This is a genomic window from Achromobacter deleyi (assembly GCF_016127315.1).
GTDB classification, from domain to species: Bacteria; Pseudomonadota; Gammaproteobacteria; order Burkholderiales; family Burkholderiaceae_B; genus Achromobacter; species Achromobacter insuavis_A.
Genome location: NZ_CP065997.1, coordinates 2,676,789 through 2,697,646, shown reverse-complemented (window position 1 = coordinate 2,697,646; position 20,858 = coordinate 2,676,789). Strand labels below are relative to the sequence as shown.

Below are 20,858 nucleotides of genomic sequence, written 5' to 3'. Positions count from 1 at the left end.
ATCATCCTTTGCGGCGCAGGCGTGCGTACCACAGGTTCAACGCCCACGAGGTGCCCAGCGTCAGCACCAGGTAGGCGCCGGCCAGCAGCAACACCCCTTCGATGGCGTGTCCCGTGATGTTGATGGTCGTGAACACCGACCAGAACAGGTCCGGATAGCCGATGGCGATGGCCAGGCTGGAGTTCTTGATCAGCGACACGTATTGCGCGATCAGCGCCGGCGCCATCATGCGCAGGGCTTGCGGAAACACCACCTCGCGCATCGTCGTCAGGCCCGACAGGCCCAGCGCCTGAGAGGCTTCCCACTGGCCGCGCGCGACCGAGTCCACCCCATTGCGCACGATCTCGGCGATGAAGGCCGCGAAGTACAGCGTCAGGGCGATCAGCATGGCGGCGAACTCCGGCGACAGGCTCGCGCCGCCCTGGAAGTTGAAGCCACGCCGCACCGGCACGCTGACTTCGAACACGCCCAGCGCCGCGCAGCACGACGCCAGGACGGCCAGGCCCGCCACCGCCGCCCCTCCCATCCACAGCGCGCGGCCCGCGCCCGGCCGCAAGCGGCGCAAGCCGGCCCGCACCGCCACGGCGGCGGCCAGCGCGGCGGCCACGCAGGCCGCCAGCGCCATGCCCTGCCCGGCCACCAAATGCAGCGACGGGAAATAGATGCCGCGCTGGCTCAGCGTCAGGCCGCCCCATTGCAGCGCCTTGGCCGCGGGCGGCAGCTTGAGCAGCACGGCCGACCACAGCAGGATCTGCATCAGCAGCGGCGTGTTGCGCAGCAGTTCCACATAGCCCAGCGTCAGGCCGCGCACCAGCGGATTGACGCTGCGGCGCGCCAGCCCGATGGCCACGCCCAGCACCGTGGCGCAGACACCGGCCAGCACCACCAGCATCACCGTGTTGAGCGCGCCGGTCAGGATGGCGTAGGCGATCGAGTCGGTCGGCGCGTACGGCAGCAGCGACACGCCGATCTGGAAGCCCGCGGGCCGCTGCAGGAAGTCGAAGCCGACCGTCAGCCCCAGCCGCTGCAGGTTATCGCGCAGGATGAAGCCGCTGGCGATCACCAGCAGCGCCAGCGCCGCGCCCACCGCGCATTGCCACAGCTTGCGGCGCAGGGCGCCGGGCGTCTGGCCGGCGGCGCGCGGCGGCGCCGGCGCCATCGTCGTCGCATCCGTCATGGCGTGGCTCACAGGAACGGCGGGGCGTATTGCAGACCGCCGTCGGTCCACAGCTTGTTCAGGCCGCGCGGCAGCTTGAGCGGCGATTTCTCGCCCAGCGAACGGTCATAGATCTGCCCGTAATTGCCGACCTGCTTGACGATCTGGTAGGCCCAGTCATCGGCCAATCCCAGCTGCTTGCTCAGGCCCGGCGTCTTGCCCAGCAGGCGCGCGACTTCGGCGTTGGCGCCGTCGGCGCGCTTGGCCTCGACGTTGGCGCTGTCGACGCCGTTTTCCTCGGCCAGCAGCGTCGCATAGATGGTCCACTTGACGATGTTGAGCCACTGGTCGTCGCCCTGGCGCACGATCGGGCCCAGCGGCGACTTGGCCAGCACCTCGGGCAGGATGACGTAATCGTCGGGCTTGGGCGCGACCGAGCGGTTGGCGGCAAGCTGGGCGCGGTCGCCCACGTAGACGTCGCAGCGGCCCTCGAAGAACGCGCGGCGCAGGGCGTCGGCGTTGTCGATCGAGATCGGCTTGTAGCGCATGCCGTTGGCCTGGTAGAACGTGGCGATGTTCTGTTCCGTGTTGCTGCCCGGCAGCAGGCAGATGCTGGCGCCGTCCAGCTCCTTGACCGAGGTCACGCCCATGTCCTTGCGCACCATGAAGCCCTGGCCGTCATAGACCGTGATGCCGGCCCACAGCAAGCCCAGCTGCGAATCGCGCGTGAAGGTCTGGGTGGTCTGGCGGATCAGCACGTCGACATCGCCCGACTGCAGCACGGAAAAGCGGTTCAGCGGCGAAGTCGCCACGAAGGTAACCTTGTTGGCGTCGCCAAGGGTGGCGGCGGCGATGGCGCGGCAGAAGTCGACGTCGATGCCGCGCAGTGTCCCCTGGCTGTCGGGCGAGCCGAAGCCCGGCATGTCGTTCAGGGCGCCGCAGCGCAGGGTGCCGCGGCTCTTGACGGTGTCCAGCGTGGACGCCGCGTGCGTGGAAACGGAAATGACAGCCAGCGCGAGGCCGGCCAGAAGACTGGGCAGACGCATGAATTCCCCTTGTATATGTGTCGTCCCGGCGGAAGCGGGAACGTGCAGGCAGTGTAGGGAGCGCCATGGCGCGGACCTAGCCGATTGCGCTACTATCAGCCATGCATTATTTGCATACCTTGCAGCAGGCGCGGTCGTGTCGACCCGATATGCATGGCGCAACGGATCGGTCGATCATGAACACGCAGCAACTCGAATACCTCAGGGAGGCGGTGCGGGCGGGCAGTTTTTCCCGGGCCGCCGACACGCTGGGCCTGAACCAGTCCGTGCTGAGCCGGCAGGTGGCCGCGCTGGAACAGGAAATGGGCTGTCCGCTGCTGCGGCGCCATGGCCGCGGCGTGATTCCCACCGCCGCCGGCGAACGCCTGCTGGAGCTGGCCGCCGGCTTCCTGCAGCAGGTGGCCCAGATCAAGGCCGAAGGCAAGGCCGCCGACCGCGACCTGGCCGGCGTGTTCAAGCTGGGCGTGCCGATGTTCTTCTCGCAATCGATCGCCCCCAAGCTGATGGCCAGCGTGCAGCGCCAGTACCCTGCCCTGACCTTCGTGGTGCGCGAAGGGCACAGCGGCGACCTGCATGACTGGCTGCTTGCCGGCGAGCTTTCCGCCGCCGTCATCTATGAACCGAAGCGGCCGCGCCAGCTGGCGGGCGACCTGCTGTTCCTGGAACCCGTCTACGTGGTCGGCTCGCGCGACCTGGCGCGGCGCCATGGGCTGGACCTGGACCAGGGCCTGACCCTGGAGCAGCTGGCGCGGCTGCCGCTGCTGATTCCCACGCGGCGCCATGGCACCCGCCTGGACCTGGACCAGGCGATGAAGCAGCTGCAGTTGACGCCGCACATCGTGCACGAGGTCGACGCCCTGGGCGCGCGCATGCTGCTGGTGCGCGACGGCGTCGGCGTCACCATCTTCGAATCGGCCGGGCTGCTGAGCGAGCGGCGCGATCCGCACCTGTTCGTGGTGCCCATCGTGGCGCCGCCCTTCTTCCACAAACTGATGTGGGTCGACGGCCGCGAGCAGCAGGCCGGCGCGCCCTGGCGCGCCTTCACCCACGCCGTCAAGCGCGACATCGTGCAACTGCGCGCCGGTCTCGGCGATGTCGACATGCCAACAACGGACCCGCGCCTGCCGCGGCCCTGAACCCTCACCGAGCCACCGGGAACCCCAGAATGAAAATCGCCATCGCCGCCGACCACGCCGGATACGACCTCAAGGAAAAACTGAAGCAGTCATTCGCGTCGATCGACTGGCTCGACCTGGGCACCCACAGCGAGGAATCCGTGGACTATCCCGCCTATGGCTTCGCCATGGGACAGGCCATCACCGACGGCCGCGCCCGCCTGGGCATCGTGATCTGCGGCTCGGGCATCGGCATCTCGATCGCGGCCAACCGCTACGCGGCAGTCAGGGCGGCGCTCTGCGCCAACGCCACCATGGCGCGGCTGAGCCGCCAGCACAACGACGCCAACGTGCTGGCGCTGGGCAGCCGGATCATCGGCCTGGACGTCGCGCGCGACTGCGTCGGCGCGTTCCTCGACACGCCGTTCGAAGGCGGGCGCCACCAGCGCCGCGCCGACATGCTGGCCACGCCCGAGCGCTGACGCCCCGCTAGCCGGCGCCGCGCGGCGCCGTCAACTGACGCCGCGTCTCGTCGGCCAGGCGATGGATGCTGTCGGGGTCCAGGCTGGACATCAGGCTGTAGCCCAGCCCCTGGTCGGCCCACGAGTAGCCCGCCACGCCGTCCTGCCGGTGCGGCACCATCTTCATGTCGCCCTCGACCTTCATCGGCCGCACCAGCATGGTCACGCGCGTGCCGCGGTCATCGTCGTACATGAACAGGGCGGCCGGACCGTGCTCGGTCGCGACCAGGCGTCCGCCCATGTAGCGGTAGCCCGACTGGCTCAGGTCCGGCACCGACACCGCATGATTCAAGCGCTGCGACACCCAGCTCACCAATTCGGGCGTGCTGTCGGCGCGCAGCTCCACCGGCCGGGTGCGATCCGCCGCATAGACCTGGTAGCTGCTGGCCGCCTCGCGCGCCAGCGCCGCGACGCCGGCCTGGTCGGCCGGGCCGCGCAGGAACCAGCCGCCGGTGCCGCCCAGGGTAAAGGCCAGCGCCACCGACGCCGCGATCTTCCACGGCACGCGGCGCGCGGAGCGATGCGCATCGACCAGCCGCGACAGGTTGAGCGCGGCCGGGATCGGCTCCTGCGCGATCGGCGCCAGCGCGGCGCGCAGGTCCTCGCGTTGCGCCAGGTAGCCCTGCACGCGGCGGGCCGCCTCGGGATGCGTGTCCAGGTACTGTTCGACGCGCGCGCGCATGTCGGCGTCCAGCGCGCCATCGACATACGCCAGCAGGTCATCCTCGAGTAAAGGTCGGTCCATGTTCATTTGACTCTCCGCAAGGCGGGACGAGCGGGCGCGGCAACGTCGCCCTGTATCAGGTTCAGCAGTTTTTCACGGCCGCGCGACAGGCGCGACATCACCGTGCCGATCGGCACGTCGAGCACCTTGGCCGTCTCGGCATAGGACAGGCCCTCCACCGACACCAGCAGCAGCACGCTGCTCTGCTCCTTGGGCAGGGTGTCCAGGGCGCGCAGCAACTCGCCATAGCGCAAGCCGTCTTCCTGCGTGGCGCGGGTGGTCAGGACGGCCTCGTCGATCTCATCCAGCGGCAGGTGATGGCCGCGCGCGCGGGTCTGCCGCAATACGTTCATCGCCAGGTTGTGCAGGATGGCGAACACCCAGCTGCGCGTGCTGCCGGCGTCGCGCCGCTTGTGCCATTGCGCGATGACGCGTTCCAGGCAGTCCTGGACCAGGTCGTCGGCCACCGCCTGGTCGCGCAGCAGCGCCCTGGCGTAGCGGCGCATCGCCGGGATCATCGGCTCAATCAGTTGGACCAGATCGTCCATACGGGGACTCTCTCCATGCTTGCCTTGCATTATCGCGCCGGCCGCGCATGGCCATGGGGCCATGCGCGGCCGGCGTTCACAGCGCCTGGACCTGCACCGGCGCGCCCGGCTTGCCGTCGCGCAGCGGGGCGATCACCAGGTAGCGACGCGCGTCCGTCGCCGCGCCGGCGCCCTGCACGATCTGGCGGATCGGCCCGATGGCGTTGACGATGGCCGACCCGGCCGGGTTGGTCATGAAGTTCGACAGCGCTTGCAGCTGACCCGACCCATCGGCTTGCTCCGACAGCGCCAGCACGTACGGCTGCTTCGGTTGCAGGCCGGTGGCCGAGGCCTGCAGCACCTGCGTCAGGCCCTGGTCGAACAGGGTGACGCTGGTCGGGGCCGACGCCGCCAGCTGCCGCTTGCCGTCGGCCCACGCCTGCAACTCCAGGTGCGCGGCCTGCCCGGCCACGCCCAGGGGCTGCAGGTTCTGCAGGCCGTCGCCCTGCGGCACGGCGTCCGGCACATAGTTGATGGCCTGCGGCGCCTGGCCGATCGGCACGTTGGCGACCACCTTGTTGGTCGCCGTGTCGATGGCGGCCAGCTGGTCGGCATTCTCCAGGCCGACGTAGACGCGGCTGCCGTCACCCGACGGCCACACGCCGTGCGGCAGCTTGCCCACGCCGATCGTCGCCACGCGCGAGAAGTCATCCGTGCGGTAGACCTGCACCTGGTTCAAGCCGCCCACCGTGATGTAGGCGTAGGTCGCCTTGTCCTTGCCAGTGCGGGCGAAATTCACGTGGTTGGTGATGGGGCCGGTATCGAGGGTCTTGAGCAGCTTGAACGGCGGGCGCGCGTCGAACACCTGCGTCTTGCCCACGTCCTTGAGCGTGAACCACACCTGCCGGCCGTCCGGCGTGGCGGCGATGTTGGGGCAGAACGGACTGGCCTGCGCGACCTTGCCCACGATCTTGTGGTCGCTGACCGTCACCACCACGGTTTCCGGGTTGAACGACGAACAGATGTAGCCGTACTTCCCGTCCGGCGAAAATATCTGCATGCCCGGGCCGGCCGCCGTCTTGATGCGGTCGGTTTCCTTGAACGTCGCAGCATCGATCACCGAGACGTAGTCCTCGCCGCGCACCGTGACCCAGACCTCCTTGCCGTCGGGCGTGTAGAAAGCCTCGTGCGGCGAGCGGCCCACGTAGGTGGTGTGCTTGACCATGTTGGTCTGCGTATCGATGAAGGTGACCGAATTCGAGCCGATGGACACCACCGCCAGCGTGCGGTGATCAGGCGCGAAGCCCATGCCATGCACCAGCACCTGGCCCTTGTACAACGGACTGAAGTTGCCGGGCGCCGGATCGCCCAGCCGGATCACGCCCAGCAGCTTGTTGTCCACCGGGTCGGTGACCGAGACAGTGTTGGAAAACTGTTCGGCGGCATAGATGCGGTCGCGGTGCGACACGGGGATATCGGGCGCTGCCGCCGCGCCGGGCGCCTGCCCGGCGAACACGGCCGGGGCCAGGGCCAGCGCGACGGCGCCGGCCAGGAGATTGAGGGATGAACTACTGGGCATGGGAAGCTCCGTGGTGGGACTGGGCGGGGGCGGGGGCCGGCCGCAGATCGGCGGGCTGGTCGGGCGCGGGACGCGATTCGGGCAGCGGCTGGCCCAGCGCCAGGCGCATGGCGGCGATTTCCTGCTGCTGCTCGACAATGATTTCCTGCGCGAGGCGGCGCAGCTGTTCGTTCTTGCCATAGCGCAGTTCGGCCATGGCCATGTCGATGGCGCCCTGGTGATGCGGCGCCATCATGGCGACGAAATCCTGGTCGATGTCGCCGCTGGGATGGGGCGCCATCGCGTCCATCATGCGGTTCATGGCGGCGTCGTTTTCGGCCAGGAACGCCGCTTCCTCCGCGGATGGGGCGGACTGCGACCAGGCCTGGCCACTGCCGGCGCCCGCCAGCAGGGTCAGCGCGCAGGCGAGCGCGCGCCTGCGCCACAGGTGATGGATTCGGGACATGGCGGCTCCTGTCAGTTGCGGGGTCCCCAATGGACCCTCATCAGCGCAGACAATCGAGCCGGGCGGTTTATTCCACGGGGTGCGAAGCCGCGCTGCCGGCCACGGCCACCGGCGGCGGCAGCGGGGTGGCGGACGTCATGCGCGTGACCGTCGGTGGCGCTTGCGGTTTCGGCGCGTTGTGTCGAGCGGCACGTTTGCGCTACGATTATTAATTCTCATTCCAGATTTATCGCCAGAGCTGCCCGTCGCCGGCACCGGCCGCCCCCAACCGCCCCCCCTGATCCCGTGAGCGCCTCCGACTGCCCGCCCCCTGCCGCCGCGCAGGCCCTCTATTGCGATCACCACCGCTGGCTGCGCAGCTGGCTGCACCGCCGGCTCGGCAATGCCGCCGACGCCGCGGATCTGGCGCATGACACCTTCATCCGGCTGCTGAGCAAGACGGTATTTCCCCGCTTCGGCAGCGTGGCGGAAGCCCGCGCCTATCTGCGCACGGTGGGCAATGCGCTGTGCGTGGATCTGTGGCGCCACCGCGAGGTCGAGCGCGCCTGGCTCGATGCGCTGGCCGCGCAACCCGAGCCGGTCACGGCCTCGGCGGAGCACCAGGCCATCGTCATCGAGACCCTGCTCGACATCGGCCGCATGCTGGGCCGCCTGCCGCACAAGGCCGCCGCCGCGTTCGTGATGGCGCAGGTCGATGGCATGCCGTATCGCGAGATCGCCGTCGAGCTGGGCGTTTCCGAACGCATGATCAAGAAGTACATGGCCCAGGCGATGCTGGAATGCGCGCTGATCGAAGCCGGATTAAAGGCTTGACCATGCTGGCCGGCGACGCGTCTTCCGTGCCCGCAGACAACGGCGACGACGCCGACGAGCGCGGCGTCACCGTCGAACATCTCAAGCAGGCCGCCGACTGGTACGCGACGCTGGGCGATGCGGCCGTCTCCGACCAGGAACGCGACGCGTGGCGCGCCTGGCTCGCCGGCTCCCCCGCCCACGGCCGGGCGTGGCAACACATCGAGGCGGTCAGCCGCAAGTTCATGCCATTGCGGGAGACCAGCGCCGGCGGCGCCGCGGCCGCGGCGGGCGTCGCCGCCGCCCGCCGCTCGCTGGCCACGCGCCGCCGGGTCGTCAACGGCCTGGCCGGCATCCTGGGCCTGGGCGCGGCGACGTGGCTGGGATGGCGCCACACACCGTTGCCCGCGCTGGTGGCGGCGCTGCGCGCCGACTACGCCACCGGCACGGGCGAACGGCGCGAGCTGCGGCTGGCGGATGGCTCCCGGGTCTGGCTCAACACCGGCACCGCGCTGCAGGTGCGCTACCAGGACAGCATGCGCAGCCTGGCGCTGCTGGCCGGCGAAATCCTCATCGAGACCGCTCCAGACGCCCAGGGCAGGCCGTTCTTCGTGCAGACGCGGTTCGGCCGGTTGCAGGCCCTGGGCACCCGTTTCACGGTTCGGCTGACCGACCAGCAGACACGCCTGGACGTGTTCGACGGCGCCGTCGAGATCCTCACGCAATATGGCGGGCAACGGCGCATCGAAGCGGGCGGAGCGGCGCGCTTCGACGACCGCGCGCTGACCCCGCTGGATGGCGCCGACGACATGCGCGCGGCCTGGAGCAAGGGCATTCTGCTCGCCGACAACATGCCGCTGGGTGACCTGCTGGCCGAACTGAGCCGCTACCGTCGCGGCCATATCAACGTGGCGCCCGCCGTCGCCGGCCTGAAGGTCATGGGGGTCTATCCGACCGATGACACGGACCAGGCCCTGGCCATGCTGGCGCAGACCTTGCCGATCCGCATCCATCACTCGCTGCCCTGGTGGATCACGGTCGACGCCCGCTAGCCCGGCAATTTTCCCGCGTAGGACGGTTCCCCTTTTTCCGCCTCATCCGGTTCAAGAGATAAGCGTCGATCAGACAGCGCGCGCCCGCCGCCGCCCTCGCTGATCGCCTCATCGCCTTCAACCTTCGAGGATAGCCATCCATGTACCGCCGTAGCCGCCTCCCGCACCGCGTCACGTCCGCGCCACGCCGCCTGACCGCGGGCAAGCCCGACACCACCTTGCGCCCCCTGCTGCTCACCCTGCACCTGTCCATCGCCGGCCCCCTGCTCTGCGCGGCGGCCTGGCCCGTGCCGGCGCGAGCCGAGGCGGACGCCGCGCAGACGCGGCGCTATGACATCGCCGCCGGTCCGCTGACCACGGTGTTGAACCGCTTCGCGCAGGAGGCGGGCGTGCTGCTGTCCGCGCCCGGCGGCCTGACAGCGGGCAAGGCCAGCGCGGGACTGCGCGGAACGTATGGCGTGGAGGCCGGCCTGGCGACGCTGCTCTCGGGGCAAGGCCTGGAAGCGGTGCGCCAGACGAATGGCGCCTACCTGCTGCGCGCGCTGCCCGCCGCGGCGTCCGGATCCCCCACCACGCTGCCCGCCGTGACCGTCACCGCCAGCGCCGAACCGGCCGGCGGCCTGCCGGCGCCTTACGCCGGCGACCAGGTCGCGCGCGGCAGCCGCATGGGGCTGCTCGGCAACAAGGACCTGATGGATACGCCGTTCAACGCCACCAGCTACACCGCCGACCTGATGGAGAACCAGCAGGCCATCACCATCGCCGATGTGCTGGCCAACGATCCCTCCGTGCGCACGGTGTCCTATGGCCTGACGAACGCGGCGGCGGGCGGCGAGATCTTCATGATCCGCGGCCTGTCCGTCCAGGACTCGATCCTGCTCGATGGCATTCCCGGCATCATCTCCAGCCGCGCGGGCGCCGCCGAACTGGTCGAGCGCGTCGAGATTCTCAAGGGCCCGAATGCGCTGTTGAACGGCATGGCGGCGGGCGCCGGCGGGGCCGTCGGCGGCGCGATCAACCTGGTACCGAAGCACGCGGACGACAAGCCCCTGACGCGCCTGACCACCACCTACCTGTCCGACGGCAACGTCGGCGGCCACCTGGATTTCGGCCGCCGCTTTGGCCAGGACGATCAATGGGGCATCCGCTTCAACGGCCTGTACCGCGACGGCCGAACCGCCACGGCCGGGCAATCGGTCGAGTTCGGCGCGGCGGTGGTCGGTATCGACTATCGCGGCGTCAATGCGCGCGCATCGCTGGACGCGGGACACCAGACGATGAACAACGAAGCGCCCCAGGGCGCGGCCGGGTTCGGCATCGATGATGGCCTGTCCATTCCCAGGCCGCCCTCCGCCAGGCGCCAGATCGCCCAGGACTGGGAGTATTCCAGGTCGACGAGCGATTACCTGCTCGCCAAGGCCGAGTACGACCTCAACCCCGACTGGAGCGTGTACGGCGCGGTCGGCGCCAGCAAGACACGGTCACGCTATCTGTCGACCGACCTGTTCGTCACGGACGCCGCCGGCAACGCCCAGGCCACCGTCTACTACTGGCCCAACTGGATCGAGAACCGGGTCGTCCAGGCCGGCGTGCGCGGCGCCTTCGAGACCGGCGCGTTCAAGCACCAGGTCAACCTGAGCGCGACCCACCTGACCAGCGACACGGGCTATACGAACGCGTACTACGGGTTCTCCAGCTTCACCACCAACATCTACCATCCCGTCAGCGTCAGCCGTCCGTCGACGGACGGCTTTTCGTCAAACCCGCCGCAGACCAATTCGCTGCGGCTGCCGTCCGTGGCGCTGTCCGACACGGTCTCGTGGCTCGACGACCGCATCGCGCTGACGTTTGGCGCGCGCTACCAGCGGGTCAGGAACATCGTCACCGACACCGGCATCGGCGTCGCCAGCGCCACCTACGACAAACATGCCATCACCCCCGTTCTCGCCGCCGTGATCAAGCCGGCGACGGACCTGTCGATCTACGGCAACTACATCGAGGGCTTGATCCAGGGCGACACCGCGCCGATGGGCACCACCAACGCCGGGCAGATGTTCGCGCCGATCAAGGTCAAGCAGCGCGAGGTCGGCGTGAAGTACGACTTCGGCCGCTTCAGCGGCACCGTCAGTCTGTTCCAGATCGAGAAGCCAAGCGGCCTGGCGGTCGCCAACGGCGACGGCACCTCGACCTACCAGGTCGGCATGGAACAGCGCAATCGCGGCGTGGAGCTGAACGTCTTCGGCGAAGCGGCGCGCGGCCTGCGCCTGCTGGGCGGCGTGGCCTACACCGATCCGCGCTTGACCAAGACCGATGGCGGCCTGTACGACGACAAGATCGCGCCCAACGTCTCGCGCTGGCAGGTGAACCTCGGCGGCGAATACGACCTGTCCACCCTGCCCGGCCTGACGCTCACCGCGCGCATGACCTCCACCAGCCCGCAATATCTCGACCAGGCCAATACGCGCCGCATTCCCGGCTGGACGCGCTGGGATTTCGGCGCCCGCTACAAGACCCGCGCCTGGGATCGCCCGCTGGTGCTGCGCGCCGGCATCAACAACGCATTCGGCCGCGACTACTGGTCGGGCAGTTCCAGCAACTGGCTGTATCTCGGCCAGCCGCGGACCATCAGCCTGTCGGCGACGATGGATTTCTGACACGGCGGCGACGGGCGGTCGCGGCACGGCCGCCTGGATCTTGTCGCACCTGTAACCGCCAGCGAAACATGGCGGCTGATAAGATCGCCGCACGCAAAAAAAGCCAGGCGCCGCGTGCCCGCACCGGCGACGCACTCCGCAGCATGACGAGACTTCTCCTTGCCTTTCTGGCCGGACCTTTCTGGTCCGCGCTGGTCATCGGATTGCAGGCCCATCTGTTCTGGCGCCAGCCCGATTTCATCGCGGCCGCCGAGCAGCCGGACTGGACCTTGATGGCCACCCTGCTGGGCGCGGCGGCCGGCGCCGGCGCCATGCTGCTGCTGGGCCTGCCCGCGCACTTCGCGTTGCGCCGCCGCGGCCGCGCCACGCTGGCGCCCTATCTGCTGGCCTTCACCGCCATCGGCCTGGTGAGCTGGTGCGCGCTGATCCTGCTTTCCTCGATATTCGGTCCCGGCGATCTGCGGCTCGCGCTGGCCATGATGGCCGACACCATCGTGTCGCGCCCCATCGTGCCGTTGACCGCCGCCGCGCTGGGCGCCGTGGTGGGCGCCAGCTTCTGGCGGATCATCCGCCCCGACCGCCCGCGCACGCCGCCAACGCCATGACCGCCCTGTCCGCCGGCCCGCATCCGCGCGGCCGGCAGCCAGGACTTCCACCCACCGACCCGTCCGCTCCCGGACAAGGAGGCCACGCATGACCCGCCGTATCCCTCTCGCCTGGACTGCCGCCGCATTCGCCCTGTGCGCCGCATCGACCGCCGTTGCCCAATCCGACCGCGAGGTCGTCGAGACCACCGTGGCGCGCAGCGCCAACGTATGCCCCGGACACAGCAAGGAGCGCACCACCCCGGCCGTCAAGCTGGTGCCGGTGGGCGGCCTGCGCGTGCTGCTCGACAAGGGCCTGGTGATGTGCCCCGACCGGCGCCTGGACGCCGACGCACCCGCGGCCTGGTACGGCCAGTGGGGCGTGTACGCCTGGAACCCCGAGGTGGACGGCGCCGCCAAGCTGGTGGCCGCGCAGATCGACAAGATGACGCGCGACGAGAGCTTCCCCACCGACACGCTGGTGTGGAACGCCAGGGGCGAGGCCGTGAAGAACCGCACGGTGCCGGCATTCGAACCGCGCCCTGGCGCCGCGGTGCGCGTGAAGGTGCAGTGATCGACGCGCGCCAGGCGCCGCGGCCCCGCTTGCCGCGGCCTACGCTCGCGCTGCTGCTTGCCTGCGGCGTCGCGCTGGCGCCGCCCGCCTGGGCCCAATCGCGCCAGCAGGTCGAGGGCACGCTGGCCGCGGCCGTCACGCAGCTCACGGACCAATACGTCGACCCGCTCGATTCGCGCGCGCTGGCGGTGCATGGCTTGCGCGCCCTCGCCGCGCTGCCCGGCGCCTCGGACGAGGCGCGCAAGGCCTCCCTCGCGCAGGCGATCCAGGCCGAGGACAAGGCCGCCGGCATCACGCCGCAGACCCGCATCCTGGCCGACGAGATCCTGCGCTTTGCCGCCGGCGCGGCGCGCGAAGCCGCCCTGAACGCGGCCCTGCGCGGCATGCTGGCCAGCCTGGACGCCTACAGCCGCGTGGCGACGCGCGCCGAGATGGCGCCGCCGCCGGCCTCGGTCGGCCTGGAGATGTCGATCCAGCGGGGCGTCCTGACCGTCGAACGGCCCTTGCCCGGCAGCCCGGGCGAACGCGCCGGCATCCAGGCCGGCGACATCATCACCCGCGTCGACGGCCACCCGACCGCCGGCCTGCCGCTACCCGAGGCCGTCGCGCTGCTGCGCGGCGTCGTCGGCACCCGCCCCACGGTGGAGATCCAGCGACCCGGCGTGGCCGACGCCCTCGTCATGCGTCCCGTGCGCGGGCCGGTCCAGGCGCCGCCATCGGTGCGCTGGGAGCGGGACGGCGCGGTGGCGGTGATCCGCATATCGGCCTTCAACAGCCAGACCGGCGCGCTGCTGCGGGACGCCCTCGATACCGCGCGGTCCGGCGGCGCCGCGCCGCTGGCGGGCGTGGTGCTGGACCTGCGCGGCAATGCCGGCGGGCTGCTCGAGGTGACCGAGCAGGTGGCGGGCATGGTGCTGGCCGAGGGCACCCGCGTCGGCAGCCTGCGCGGGCGCACGCCGGCCAATGCCGTGACGCTCGTCGCCCGGCACGGCCGGTTGCCGCATGACGTGCCGATGGTGGTGCTGATCGACCACCGCACCGGCGCCGGCGCGGAAATCGTCGCGGCGGCGTTGCAGGACCACGGCCGCGGCCTGCTCATCGGCGAGAAGACCGCCGGCGCGGGCACGATCCAGACGGTCCTGCCGCTGCCCGACAACCAGGGCGCGCTGGTGGTGACCAGCGCGCGCGTGCACCGGGCCAACGGCGCGACGCTCGAGCGCGACGGCGTGACGCCCGACATGCGGCTCGATGGCGCCACGGGGCGGATCACCCTGCGCGCCGAGATCGCGGCCGATTTCAACCAGCCGATGGCGCAACGCATACGCGCGGCCCTGGCCGCGGCTCCCGCCGGCACCGACCTGGCCCGGCTCGCGGCGCTGACCGCGTTGCAGGACGCCGGCCAACGATAGGCGCGGCAGCGAGAGCAGTAGCGAGGCGTGCAACCCCGCGCTTGACAAACCGCCTCTTGTTTCGTTGAATGAAACACATTCCATTCAACGAAACGACAATGACCTCCTCCGCTGAACACTCCCTGGTGACCCACCTGGCCGACCTGCAACGGCGCCCGATTTCCCCGACCACGCGCGCGCGGCTGGCGCAGGCGCTGCTGGACTGGTTCACGGCGGGATGGTCCGCCGCCGACACGCCGGCGGCGGCCCGTTACCGGCGCGTGGCGCACGACTGCCAGCCGGGCGCGGGGCCGGCGCCCGTTTTCGGCGGCCCGGCCGTCAACGCCAATGGCGCGGCCTTCGCCAATGCCGCCATCGCCCATATCCGCGAAATCGACGACGCGCATCGCGCCGCCATGCTGCACCCGGGCGTGGTGTCGGTCACGCCGGCGCTGGCGTTGGCGGCGGACGGCGGCATGACGCAGCGGCAGGTCGCGGACGCCATCATCGCCGGCTATGAAGTGTCATTGCGCCTGGGCGAGGCCCTGGGCACGCGCCACGCGGCGGGGTTTCATGCCACCGCGACGGCGGGCGCGGTGGGCGCGGCGGCCGCTGCCGGCGTGGCCCTGAGGCTGGCGCCGACGCCCCTGCACCACGCGCTCGGCATCGGCGCCACCCAGGCGGCGGGCCTGTGGCAACTGGTGGACGACGACGCGCACGAAGCCAAGTCGCTGCATCCGGCCTTCGCCGTGCGCAACGGCCTGGCCGCGGCCTATGCCGCGCGCGCCGGCCTGCCGGGCGCGCGACGCTTCGCCACCGGCGCGCGCGGGCTGTACGCGCTGCTGGCGGGCGACGGTCCGCTCGATGCGCTCGACGGCGGCCTCGATGCCGAGGAGCGCCTGAACACCGCCACCATCAAGGCCTGGCCCTGCTGCGCCCAGCTCTTCACGCCGCTGGATGCCACCCGCGAGCTGTTGGACGCGCACGCGCCGACGCCCGACGACATCGAATCGGTGGACATCGAGATATTCACGCACGCGCTGAAGATCGCCGGCGTCGACTGGCCCGCCACGCCCGCGCAGACCTGCTTCTCGCTGCGCTACGTGGTGGCGCGGCTGCTGCTCACCGGCGGGCTGGGCATCGAAGACATGGAGTCCGCGGATCTGCAGGCGCCCGACCTGGTGGCGCTGGCGCGCCGCATCACGGTGCGCACCAGTGATGCCTTCCAACGCGAATTTCCGCGCCTGCGGCCATGCCGGGTGACCCTGATACTGAAAGATGGGCGCCGGCTGAGCGCGTTGCGCCAGCTGCGGCGCGGCGATCCCGAAGACCCTTACGACTGGCCCGCGCTGCAGGCGCGCATGCGCGCCTTTGCGCCGGCCATGGATGACGCCGCCGCCCAGGCCATCGTGGCCTGGTGCGAGCGCTTCACCGATGCCGGCAATGACGCGCGGCCCTGCCTGCCGGATCCCGCGCTGTTCGGCGCGGCGTCGTCCCGCTAGGCGCTGCCGCGGCGCGCCCGCCCGGGCGCGCCGCGCCTCATGCGCCCGTCATGGCGTGACGGGCGGCGTCCAGGACGCAGGCGGCGCGGTGCGAAAGCCCTGCTGCGCCAGTTCGTGGCGCGCGATCTCGACCGCCTTGCGCTGCGCCGCCTCGTTGTGGCGCGACGCCAGCCCCAGCACCACCAGCGCGCCGACGAAGGCATCGTCGGCATCGAACACCGGCACGGCCACCGACGCCATTTCCGCGACCCGCTCGGAGCGGGTCATGGCGTAGCCCTTTTCCTGGATGTCGCGCGCCAGCGGCGTCGTGCCGCCGGTGAAGGCGCGCAGCACATGCGCCGACGAACCGCCGTCCTTCAGGCTGATGCGCGTGCCGACCTCGACGTGGTGGCGCACTTCCTTGGTGGTGTTCTCGCGGTAGAGGCAGATGCGGTCGTCGCCGCTGCGCACGTACAGGGCCACGGTCTCGCCGGTCTGCGCCACGATGCTGCGCAGCGCCGGCTGCAGGCGCGAACCCAGGTCGAAGGTATCGCGATACAGCATGCCCATGTGCAGCAACGCCGGTCCCAGCGCGTAGGTGCTGCTGTCGTAGCGATGGATCATGCGCGCCTTGATGAACACGCCCAGCAGGCGCAGCAGCGTGGCCTTGTCCAGGCCGGTGCGGTCGGCCAGGTCGCGCAGCGACAGGCGCAGATGGTCTTCGCCAAAACACTCCAGCACGGAGATGCCGCGTTCGAGCACGCCGGCGGGCGGCTTAGGGGAATTCTCGCTTGACACGGTTTCGGATGCTTCCTATAGTTTTGTTCAATAAAACGTATTTTAATCAATGAAACGAAAGACGGCTACCGGACCAGGGAAATGCCGTCCCGGTTTCAACCAGGAGACAAGCGTCGCGCGGCAAGGGGGCCAGCCCCCGGCGCCGCGCACCGTAGCATTATGCCGAATCAGATCGATGCAATCGCCACGGCGCTCGGCGCCATCGTCGGGCCGTCCCACGTCCTGACCGACGCGGCCGACATGGCCCGCTACACGGCCGACTGGCGCCGCAATTTTCCCGGCGCCGCGCGCGCCGTGGCGCGCCCCGCCAATACGGCCGAAGTCTCGCGGGTGGTGGCGCTGTGCGCGGCGCAGGGCGTGGCGGTGGTGCCGCAAGGCGGCAACACCGGCCTGGTCGGCGGCTCGACGCCCGACGCCTCGGGCCGCGAAGTGGTGCTGAGCCTGGACCGCATGACCGCCGTGCGCCGGGTCGACGCGCTGGACAACAGCATCACGCTGGAAGCCGGCTGCACCGTGCTGGCGGCGCAGCAGGCGGCCGCCGACGCCGGCCGGCTGTTCGCGTTGTCGCTGGCCTCGGAAGGCAGCGCCACCATCGGCGGCGTGGTCTCCACCAACGCCGGCGGCGAGCAGGTGCTGCGCTATGGCAATACCCGCGAACTGACGCTGGGGCTGGAAGTGGTGCTGGCCGACGGCCGCGTGCTGCCGCAACTGGGCACGCTGCGCAAGGACAACACCGGCTACGACCTCAAGCAGCTGTTCATCGGCGGCGAGGGCACGCTGGGCGTGGTCACGGCGGCGGCCTTCCGCCTGTACGCCCTGCCGCGCAAAGTGGTGACCGTGTGGGCCGCGGTGCCGACGCCGCAGGCGGCGGTGGACCTGCTGGCGCGCCTGACCGACGCGGTCGGCGAGCGCGTCACGGCGTTCGAGCTGATCGGCCGCCAGACGCTGGACCAGGTGCTGGCGCATCCGCTGGACGGCATGCGCGATCCGCTGGCGCAACCCTCGCCCTGGGCGGTGCTGTTCGACGTCTCGGAGACCTCGGCGCAGATGGATCCCGAGCCCGCCGTGGAAGGCGTGCTGGAAGCCGCGATGGAACACGGCGGCGTGACCGACGCGGTGATCGCCGCCTCCGGCCGCCAGGCGCACGAGCTGTGGGCGCTGCGCGAGCACGTGCCGGAGGCGCAGCGGCTGGACGGCCCCTCCATCAAGCACGACATCTCGGTCGCGGTGTCGCGCATCCCCGAATTCATCGCCACCGCCGGCGCGCGGCTGCAGGCCCTGATGCCGGGCATCCGCATCGTCTGCTTCGGCCACGTCGGCGACGGCAACCTGCACTACAACCAGAGCAAGCCGCTGGCGATGGACGACGCCGCCTTCCGGACGCGAGAGGACGCGGTGCACGACGTCGTGCACGAGGTCGCCGCGCAGCTGGGCGGATCGATCTCGGCCGAACACGGCATCGGCCGCCTCAAGCAACACGCCTTCCTGCAATACAAGCCCGCCGTCTCGGTGGACGTCATGCAACGCATCAAGCACGCGCTCGACCCGCGCGGCACGTTCAATCCGGGCCGGCTGCTGCCGCGCCCCGCCCATCACTCCTAAGCCTCCAGGACCCGCACCATGCCCGTTTCCGTTTTCGACATGCAATCGCTCCAGCACCTGTGGAGCACCGATGAACTGCGCGCCATCTTCTCGGAAGAGAACCGCGTCCAGCAATGGCTGGATTTCGAGGCCGCGCTGGCCGAGGCCCAGGCCGAGCTGGGCATCATCCCGGCCGCCGCCGCCGAGCAAATCCGCGCCCAGGCGGCGGTGGCCAATATCGACATCGCCGCGATGTCGGCCGAGATCCGCCGCATCAAGCATTCGCTGGTGCCGGCGCTCAAGCAATTGCAGGCGCGCTGCGGCCCCGACCATGGCGAATGGCTGCATTACGGCGCCACCACCCAGGACGTGGTCGACACCGGCGTGGCGCTGCAGCTCAAGCAGGCCCATGCCGTCTTCATGCGCGACCTCGCCGCCATCGGCCGCGAGCTGGCGCGCCTGGCGCAAAGCCATCGCGACACGCCCATGGCGGGGCGCACCCATGGCGTGCAGGCGCTGCCCATCACCTTCGGGCACAAGTGCGCGGTGTGGCTGGACGAACTGTCGCGCCATCACGAACGCCTGAAGGAATGCGAGGCGCGGGTGCTGGTGGGCATGGTGGTCGGCGCGGTCGGCAGCCAGGCCTCGCTGGGCGAACAGGCCGCCGAGGTCGAGCGCCGCACGCTGGCCAAGCTGGGACTGGAGGCGGCCCCGATCAGCTGGGCGCCGGCGCGCGACCGCTTCACCGAATACGCGCTGGTGCTGGCCATGATCGGCGCCACGCTGTCGAAGATCGGCAATGAACTCTTCAACCTGCAACGCAACGAATTCGCCGAAGTCGAGGAAGCCTTCTCGGAAGGCAAGCTGGGCTCGTCGACCATGCCGCACAAGCGCAACCCGACCTCGGCCGAGAACCTCGCCGGCCTGTGCCGGCCGCTGCGCGCCAATGCGACGCTGATGCTCGAAGGCATGGTGCAGGAAGGCGAGCGCGACGGCATTGCCTGGAAGATCGAATGGAAGGCGCTGCCCGAATGCTGCCTGATCGCCGGCGCCATGCTGTTCCAGGCCAAGAACCTGCTGGCCGGGCTGCGCGTGGACGCCGACGCCATGGCGCGCAACCTGGACCGCATGCGCGGCTACCTGCTGTCCGAACACGTGATGCTGGACCTGTCCGAGCGCGTCGGCAAACAGACCGCGCACGAATGGATCTACGAGGCCTCGATGCACGGCATCACGCACAAGCTCGATTTCGCCCAGGCGCTGCGCCAGCACAAGGATCTGGCCAACCTGCTGGGCGAAGAAGAGATCCTGCGCCTGACCGATCCCGCGGGTTACCTGGGACAGTGTGCCGCCTCGGTGGACAGGGTGGTGCAGCGACATCAAGCCGGCTGGCTGCAGGCCTGACGGTTCCCCCCTGATAAAAAATACACAGGAGACAAACACCATGGGCATTTCCTTCGCGAGCGGCGCCATGCGCCGGCTGGGGCGGCGCGCCGCCATCGCCGCGACACTGGGCCTGGCCGCGCTGGCCGGCGGCCAGGCGCAGGCGGCATTTCCCGAGCGTCCCATCACCCTGGTGGTGGGCTTTCCGCCGGGCGGCGGCGGCGACCTCTACGGCCGCCTGGTCGCCACCGCCATGGGCAAGACGCTGGGGCAGACCGTGATCGTCGAGAACCGGCCGGGCGCGGGCGGCAACATCGCCGCCGGCCTGGTCGCCAAGGCCGCCCCCGATGGCTACACCATCCTGCTGGCCATGAGCGGCAACCTGGCCGTGTCGCCGGCGCTCAAGCCGCAGAGCCTGCCGTACAAGGTGCCGGACGACTTCGCGCCGATCGGCCTGATCCTGGAAGCGCCGCACGGCCTGTTCGTGGCCACGCCGTCGCATTTCAAGACGGCGCGCGAAGTGATCGACGCCGCCAGGCAGAAGGAACTGACCTTTGCCTCCACCGGCACCGGCGGCGCCGCCCACATCGGCATGGAGACCATCAAGGAGCTGGGCCACCTGAAGCTCCTGCACGTGCCGTACAAGGGCTCCGGCCCCGCCATCACCGACATGCTGGGCGGACAGATCGACATGTTCTTCGCCACCGCCTCGCCGCTGGTGCCGCAGGTGCAGCAGGGCCAGTTGCGCGTGCTGGCCCTGACCGGCCGCCAGCGCAGCCCGATCCTGCCCGACGTGCCGACCTTCAAGGAGCTCGGCATCGACATGACCATGACGCAGTGGTACGGCCTGGCGGCGCCGGCCGGCACGCCGCCCGCGGTGCTCAAGGTGCTGTCCGAGCACCTGTCGCGCGCGCTGGCGGACCCCACCGTGCAGAACACGATCCGCAAGGACGCCGCGATGGAGCGCGACCTGCCGCTGGACCAGTTCAGGCAGTACATCCTCGAAGACATCGCCAACTACCGCAAAGCCGCCACCCCCGACCTGCTCAAGCAGATCGGCCAATGACCCGATCCGACCAAACCGATTTTCAGGAGACCCCACCATGTTGCAGAACTGGACCGACACCCTCGCCAACAATCGCAAGGCCGGCGAGGCCCTGGGCAAGCACAACCCGCAGCTGCTGACCGCGTTCCGCGCCCTGAACCAGGCGCAGGGCGCCACCGGCACGCTGGACGCCAAGACGCGCGAGCTGATCGCGCTGGCGGTGGCCGTCACCACGCGCTGCGACGGCTGCATCGCCGCGCATGCCGACGCCGCCCGCAAGGCCGGCGTGACGGAACTGGAGCTGAGCGAGGCCTTGAGCACCGCCATCGCCCTGAACGCGGGCGCCGCCTACGTGTATTCGTTGCGCGCGATGGACGCGCTGACGGCGGGCCAGGGTTGAGCGGGAGCCACGC

20 protein-coding genes are annotated in these 20,858 nt (G+C 70.2%); 13 read left to right on the top strand and 7 right to left on the bottom strand.

What is annotated here, in order from left to right; genetic code table 11:
• Nucleotide 1: 1 nt before the first annotated feature.
• Nucleotides 2-1,177 carry an ABC transporter permease subunit gene (locus I6I07_RS12110; protein ID WP_198486818.1) on the bottom strand — a complete coding sequence of 392 codons (1,176 nt, stop codon included), beginning with the start codon at nt 1,175-1,177 and terminating at the stop codon, nt 2-4.
• Nucleotides 1,178-1,185: 8 nt separating this feature from the next.
• Nucleotides 1,186-2,202 (bottom strand): amino acid ABC transporter substrate-binding protein, encoded by a 1,017-nt coding sequence (locus tag I6I07_RS12105; RefSeq protein WP_054428827.1) that lies wholly within the window; start codon nt 2,200-2,202, stop codon nt 1,186-1,188.
• 176 nt (nt 2,203-2,378) lie between these two features.
• On the opposite strand from I6I07_RS12105, the gene I6I07_RS12100 reads away from it, so the two are divergent.
• Entirely contained in the window at nt 2,379-3,338 is a 960-nt protein-coding gene (locus tag I6I07_RS12100; protein ID WP_198486817.1) for a LysR family transcriptional regulator, read from the top strand.
• Between the two features lie 29 nt (nt 3,339-3,367).
• On the top strand, nt 3,368-3,799 hold the full coding sequence (gene rpiB, locus I6I07_RS12095) for a ribose 5-phosphate isomerase B (RefSeq protein ID WP_054428829.1): 432 nt from the start codon (nt 3,368-3,370) through the stop codon (nt 3,797-3,799).
• 7 nt (nt 3,800-3,806) lie between these two features.
• Here rpiB and I6I07_RS12090 read toward each other — a convergent pair whose 3' ends face one another.
• From I6I07_RS12090 to I6I07_RS12075, 4 genes are all read right to left on the bottom strand, one after another.
• Complete coding sequence (locus tag I6I07_RS12090; protein WP_231690468.1) at nt 3,807-4,583, bottom strand: anti-sigma factor family protein; 777 nt, start codon at nt 4,581-4,583, stop codon at nt 3,807-3,809.
• A gap of 2 nt (nt 4,584-4,585) precedes the next feature.
• Complete coding sequence (locus I6I07_RS12085; RefSeq protein WP_054428831.1) at nt 4,586-5,110, bottom strand: RNA polymerase sigma factor; 525 nt, start codon at nt 5,108-5,110, stop codon at nt 4,586-4,588.
• 76 nt (nt 5,111-5,186) lie between these two features.
• The gene (locus I6I07_RS12080; protein WP_198486816.1) at nt 5,187-6,668 is read right to left on the bottom strand and encodes a YncE family protein; all 1,482 of its coding nucleotides are present in this window, start codon (nt 6,666-6,668) and stop codon (nt 5,187-5,189) included.
• A complete protein-coding gene (locus I6I07_RS12075; protein ID WP_198486815.1) occupies nt 6,658-7,113 on the bottom strand; it encodes a DUF305 domain-containing protein in 456 nt (151 codons plus the stop codon). Before I6I07_RS12075 ends, I6I07_RS12080 begins: the two co-directional genes overlap by 11 nt.
• Nucleotides 7,114-7,398: 285 nt before the next feature.
• Between I6I07_RS12075 and I6I07_RS12070 the strand changes: the two genes are divergently transcribed.
• From I6I07_RS12070 to I6I07_RS12040, 7 genes are all read left to right on the top strand, one after another.
• Nucleotides 7,399-7,926 carry a sigma-70 family RNA polymerase sigma factor gene (locus tag I6I07_RS12070; protein ID WP_198486814.1) on the top strand — a complete coding sequence of 176 codons (528 nt, stop codon included), beginning with the start codon at nt 7,399-7,401 and terminating at the stop codon, nt 7,924-7,926.
• Nucleotides 7,927-7,928: 2 nt separating this feature from the next.
• On the top strand, nt 7,929-8,957 hold the full coding sequence (locus I6I07_RS12065) for a FecR domain-containing protein (RefSeq protein WP_198487505.1): 1,029 nt from the start codon (nt 7,929-7,931) through the stop codon (nt 8,955-8,957).
• A 140-nt stretch (nt 8,958-9,097) separates the two neighbouring features.
• Entirely contained in the window at nt 9,098-11,611 is a 2,514-nt protein-coding gene (locus tag I6I07_RS12060; RefSeq protein ID WP_198486813.1) for a TonB-dependent receptor, read from the top strand.
• 143 nt (nt 11,612-11,754) lie between these two features.
• Nucleotides 11,755-12,216 carry a hypothetical protein gene (locus tag I6I07_RS12055; RefSeq protein ID WP_198486812.1) on the top strand — a complete coding sequence of 154 codons (462 nt, stop codon included), beginning with the start codon at nt 11,755-11,757 and terminating at the stop codon, nt 12,214-12,216.
• Between the two features lie 88 nt (nt 12,217-12,304).
• Nucleotides 12,305-12,769, top strand: coding sequence for a hypothetical protein (locus I6I07_RS12050; RefSeq protein ID WP_198486811.1), 465 nt, complete (start codon nt 12,305-12,307; stop codon nt 12,767-12,769).
• A 29-nt stretch (nt 12,770-12,798) separates the two neighbouring features.
• Nucleotides 12,799-14,178: a S41 family peptidase gene (locus I6I07_RS12045; protein WP_198486810.1), complete on the top strand. Its 1,380-nt coding sequence runs from the start codon at nt 12,799-12,801 to the stop codon at nt 14,176-14,178.
• Between the two features lie 98 nt (nt 14,179-14,276).
• Nucleotides 14,277-15,659, top strand: a complete 1,383-nt coding sequence (locus I6I07_RS12040) for an MmgE/PrpD family protein (protein ID WP_198486809.1) — start codon at nt 14,277-14,279, stop codon at nt 15,657-15,659.
• Nucleotides 15,660-15,707: 48 nt separating this feature from the next.
• On the opposite strand, the gene I6I07_RS12035 is transcribed toward I6I07_RS12040, so the two are convergent.
• Entirely contained in the window at nt 15,708-16,436 is a 729-nt protein-coding gene (locus I6I07_RS12035; protein ID WP_232626061.1) for an IclR family transcriptional regulator, read from the bottom strand.
• Between the two features lie 159 nt (nt 16,437-16,595).
• Between I6I07_RS12035 and I6I07_RS12030 the strand changes: the two genes are divergently transcribed.
• Genes I6I07_RS12030 through I6I07_RS12015 form a run of 4 tightly spaced genes read left to right on the top strand, consistent with a single transcriptional unit; the run spans nt 16,596 to nt 20,845 of the window.
• On the top strand, nt 16,596-18,038 hold the full coding sequence (locus tag I6I07_RS12030; protein WP_198486808.1) for an FAD-binding oxidoreductase: 1,443 nt from the start codon (nt 16,596-16,598) through the stop codon (nt 18,036-18,038).
• A gap of 18 nt (nt 18,039-18,056) precedes the next feature.
• Nucleotides 18,057-19,421, top strand: coding sequence for an adenylosuccinate lyase (purB, locus tag I6I07_RS12025; protein ID WP_198486807.1), 1,365 nt, complete (start codon nt 18,057-18,059; stop codon nt 19,419-19,421).
• Nucleotides 19,422-19,461: 40 nt separating this feature from the next.
• Entirely contained in the window at nt 19,462-20,466 is a 1,005-nt protein-coding gene (locus I6I07_RS12020; RefSeq protein ID WP_198486806.1) for a tripartite tricarboxylate transporter substrate binding protein, read from the top strand.
• Between the two features lie 37 nt (nt 20,467-20,503).
• A complete protein-coding gene (locus tag I6I07_RS12015; RefSeq protein WP_006391254.1) occupies nt 20,504-20,845 on the top strand; it encodes a carboxymuconolactone decarboxylase family protein in 342 nt (113 codons plus the stop codon).
• The last annotated feature ends 13 nt before the right edge of the window (nt 20,846-20,858 follow it).

Coding starts and splice junctions, on each gene's coding strand:
- I6I07_RS12090 (WP_231690468.1), bottom strand. CDS start 4,583: ATGGACCGACCTTTACTCGAGGATGACCTGCTGGCGTATGTCGATGGC.
- I6I07_RS12100 (WP_198486817.1), top strand. CDS start 2,379: ATGAACACGCAGCAACTCGAATACCTCAGGGAGGCGGTGCGGGCGGGC.
- I6I07_RS12015 (WP_006391254.1), top strand. CDS start 20,504: ATGTTGCAGAACTGGACCGACACCCTCGCCAACAATCGCAAGGCCGGC.
- I6I07_RS12085 (WP_054428831.1), bottom strand. CDS start 5,110: ATGGACGATCTGGTCCAACTGATTGAGCCGATGATCCCGGCGATGCGC.
- rpiB (WP_054428829.1), top strand. CDS start 3,368: ATGAAAATCGCCATCGCCGCCGACCACGCCGGATACGACCTCAAGGAA.
- I6I07_RS12040 (WP_198486809.1), top strand. CDS start 14,277: ATGACCTCCTCCGCTGAACACTCCCTGGTGACCCACCTGGCCGACCTG.
- I6I07_RS12020 (WP_198486806.1), top strand. CDS start 19,462: ATGGGCATTTCCTTCGCGAGCGGCGCCATGCGCCGGCTGGGGCGGCGC.
- I6I07_RS12050 (WP_198486811.1), top strand. CDS start 12,305: ATGACCCGCCGTATCCCTCTCGCCTGGACTGCCGCCGCATTCGCCCTG.
- I6I07_RS12080 (WP_198486816.1), bottom strand. CDS start 6,668: ATGCCCAGTAGTTCATCCCTCAATCTCCTGGCCGGCGCCGTCGCGCTG.
- I6I07_RS12065 (WP_198487505.1), top strand. CDS start 7,929: ATGCTGGCCGGCGACGCGTCTTCCGTGCCCGCAGACAACGGCGACGAC.
- I6I07_RS12055 (WP_198486812.1), top strand. CDS start 11,755: ATGACGAGACTTCTCCTTGCCTTTCTGGCCGGACCTTTCTGGTCCGCG.
- I6I07_RS12110 (WP_198486818.1), bottom strand. CDS start 1,177: ATGACGGATGCGACGACGATGGCGCCGGCGCCGCCGCGCGCCGCCGGC.
- purB (WP_198486807.1), top strand. CDS start 18,057: ATGCCCGTTTCCGTTTTCGACATGCAATCGCTCCAGCACCTGTGGAGC.
- I6I07_RS12105 (WP_054428827.1), bottom strand. CDS start 2,202: ATGCGTCTGCCCAGTCTTCTGGCCGGCCTCGCGCTGGCTGTCATTTCC.
- I6I07_RS12030 (WP_198486808.1), top strand. CDS start 16,596: ATGCCGAATCAGATCGATGCAATCGCCACGGCGCTCGGCGCCATCGTC.
- I6I07_RS12060 (WP_198486813.1), top strand. CDS start 9,098: ATGTACCGCCGTAGCCGCCTCCCGCACCGCGTCACGTCCGCGCCACGC.
- I6I07_RS12075 (WP_198486815.1), bottom strand. CDS start 7,113: ATGTCCCGAATCCATCACCTGTGGCGCAGGCGCGCGCTCGCCTGCGCG.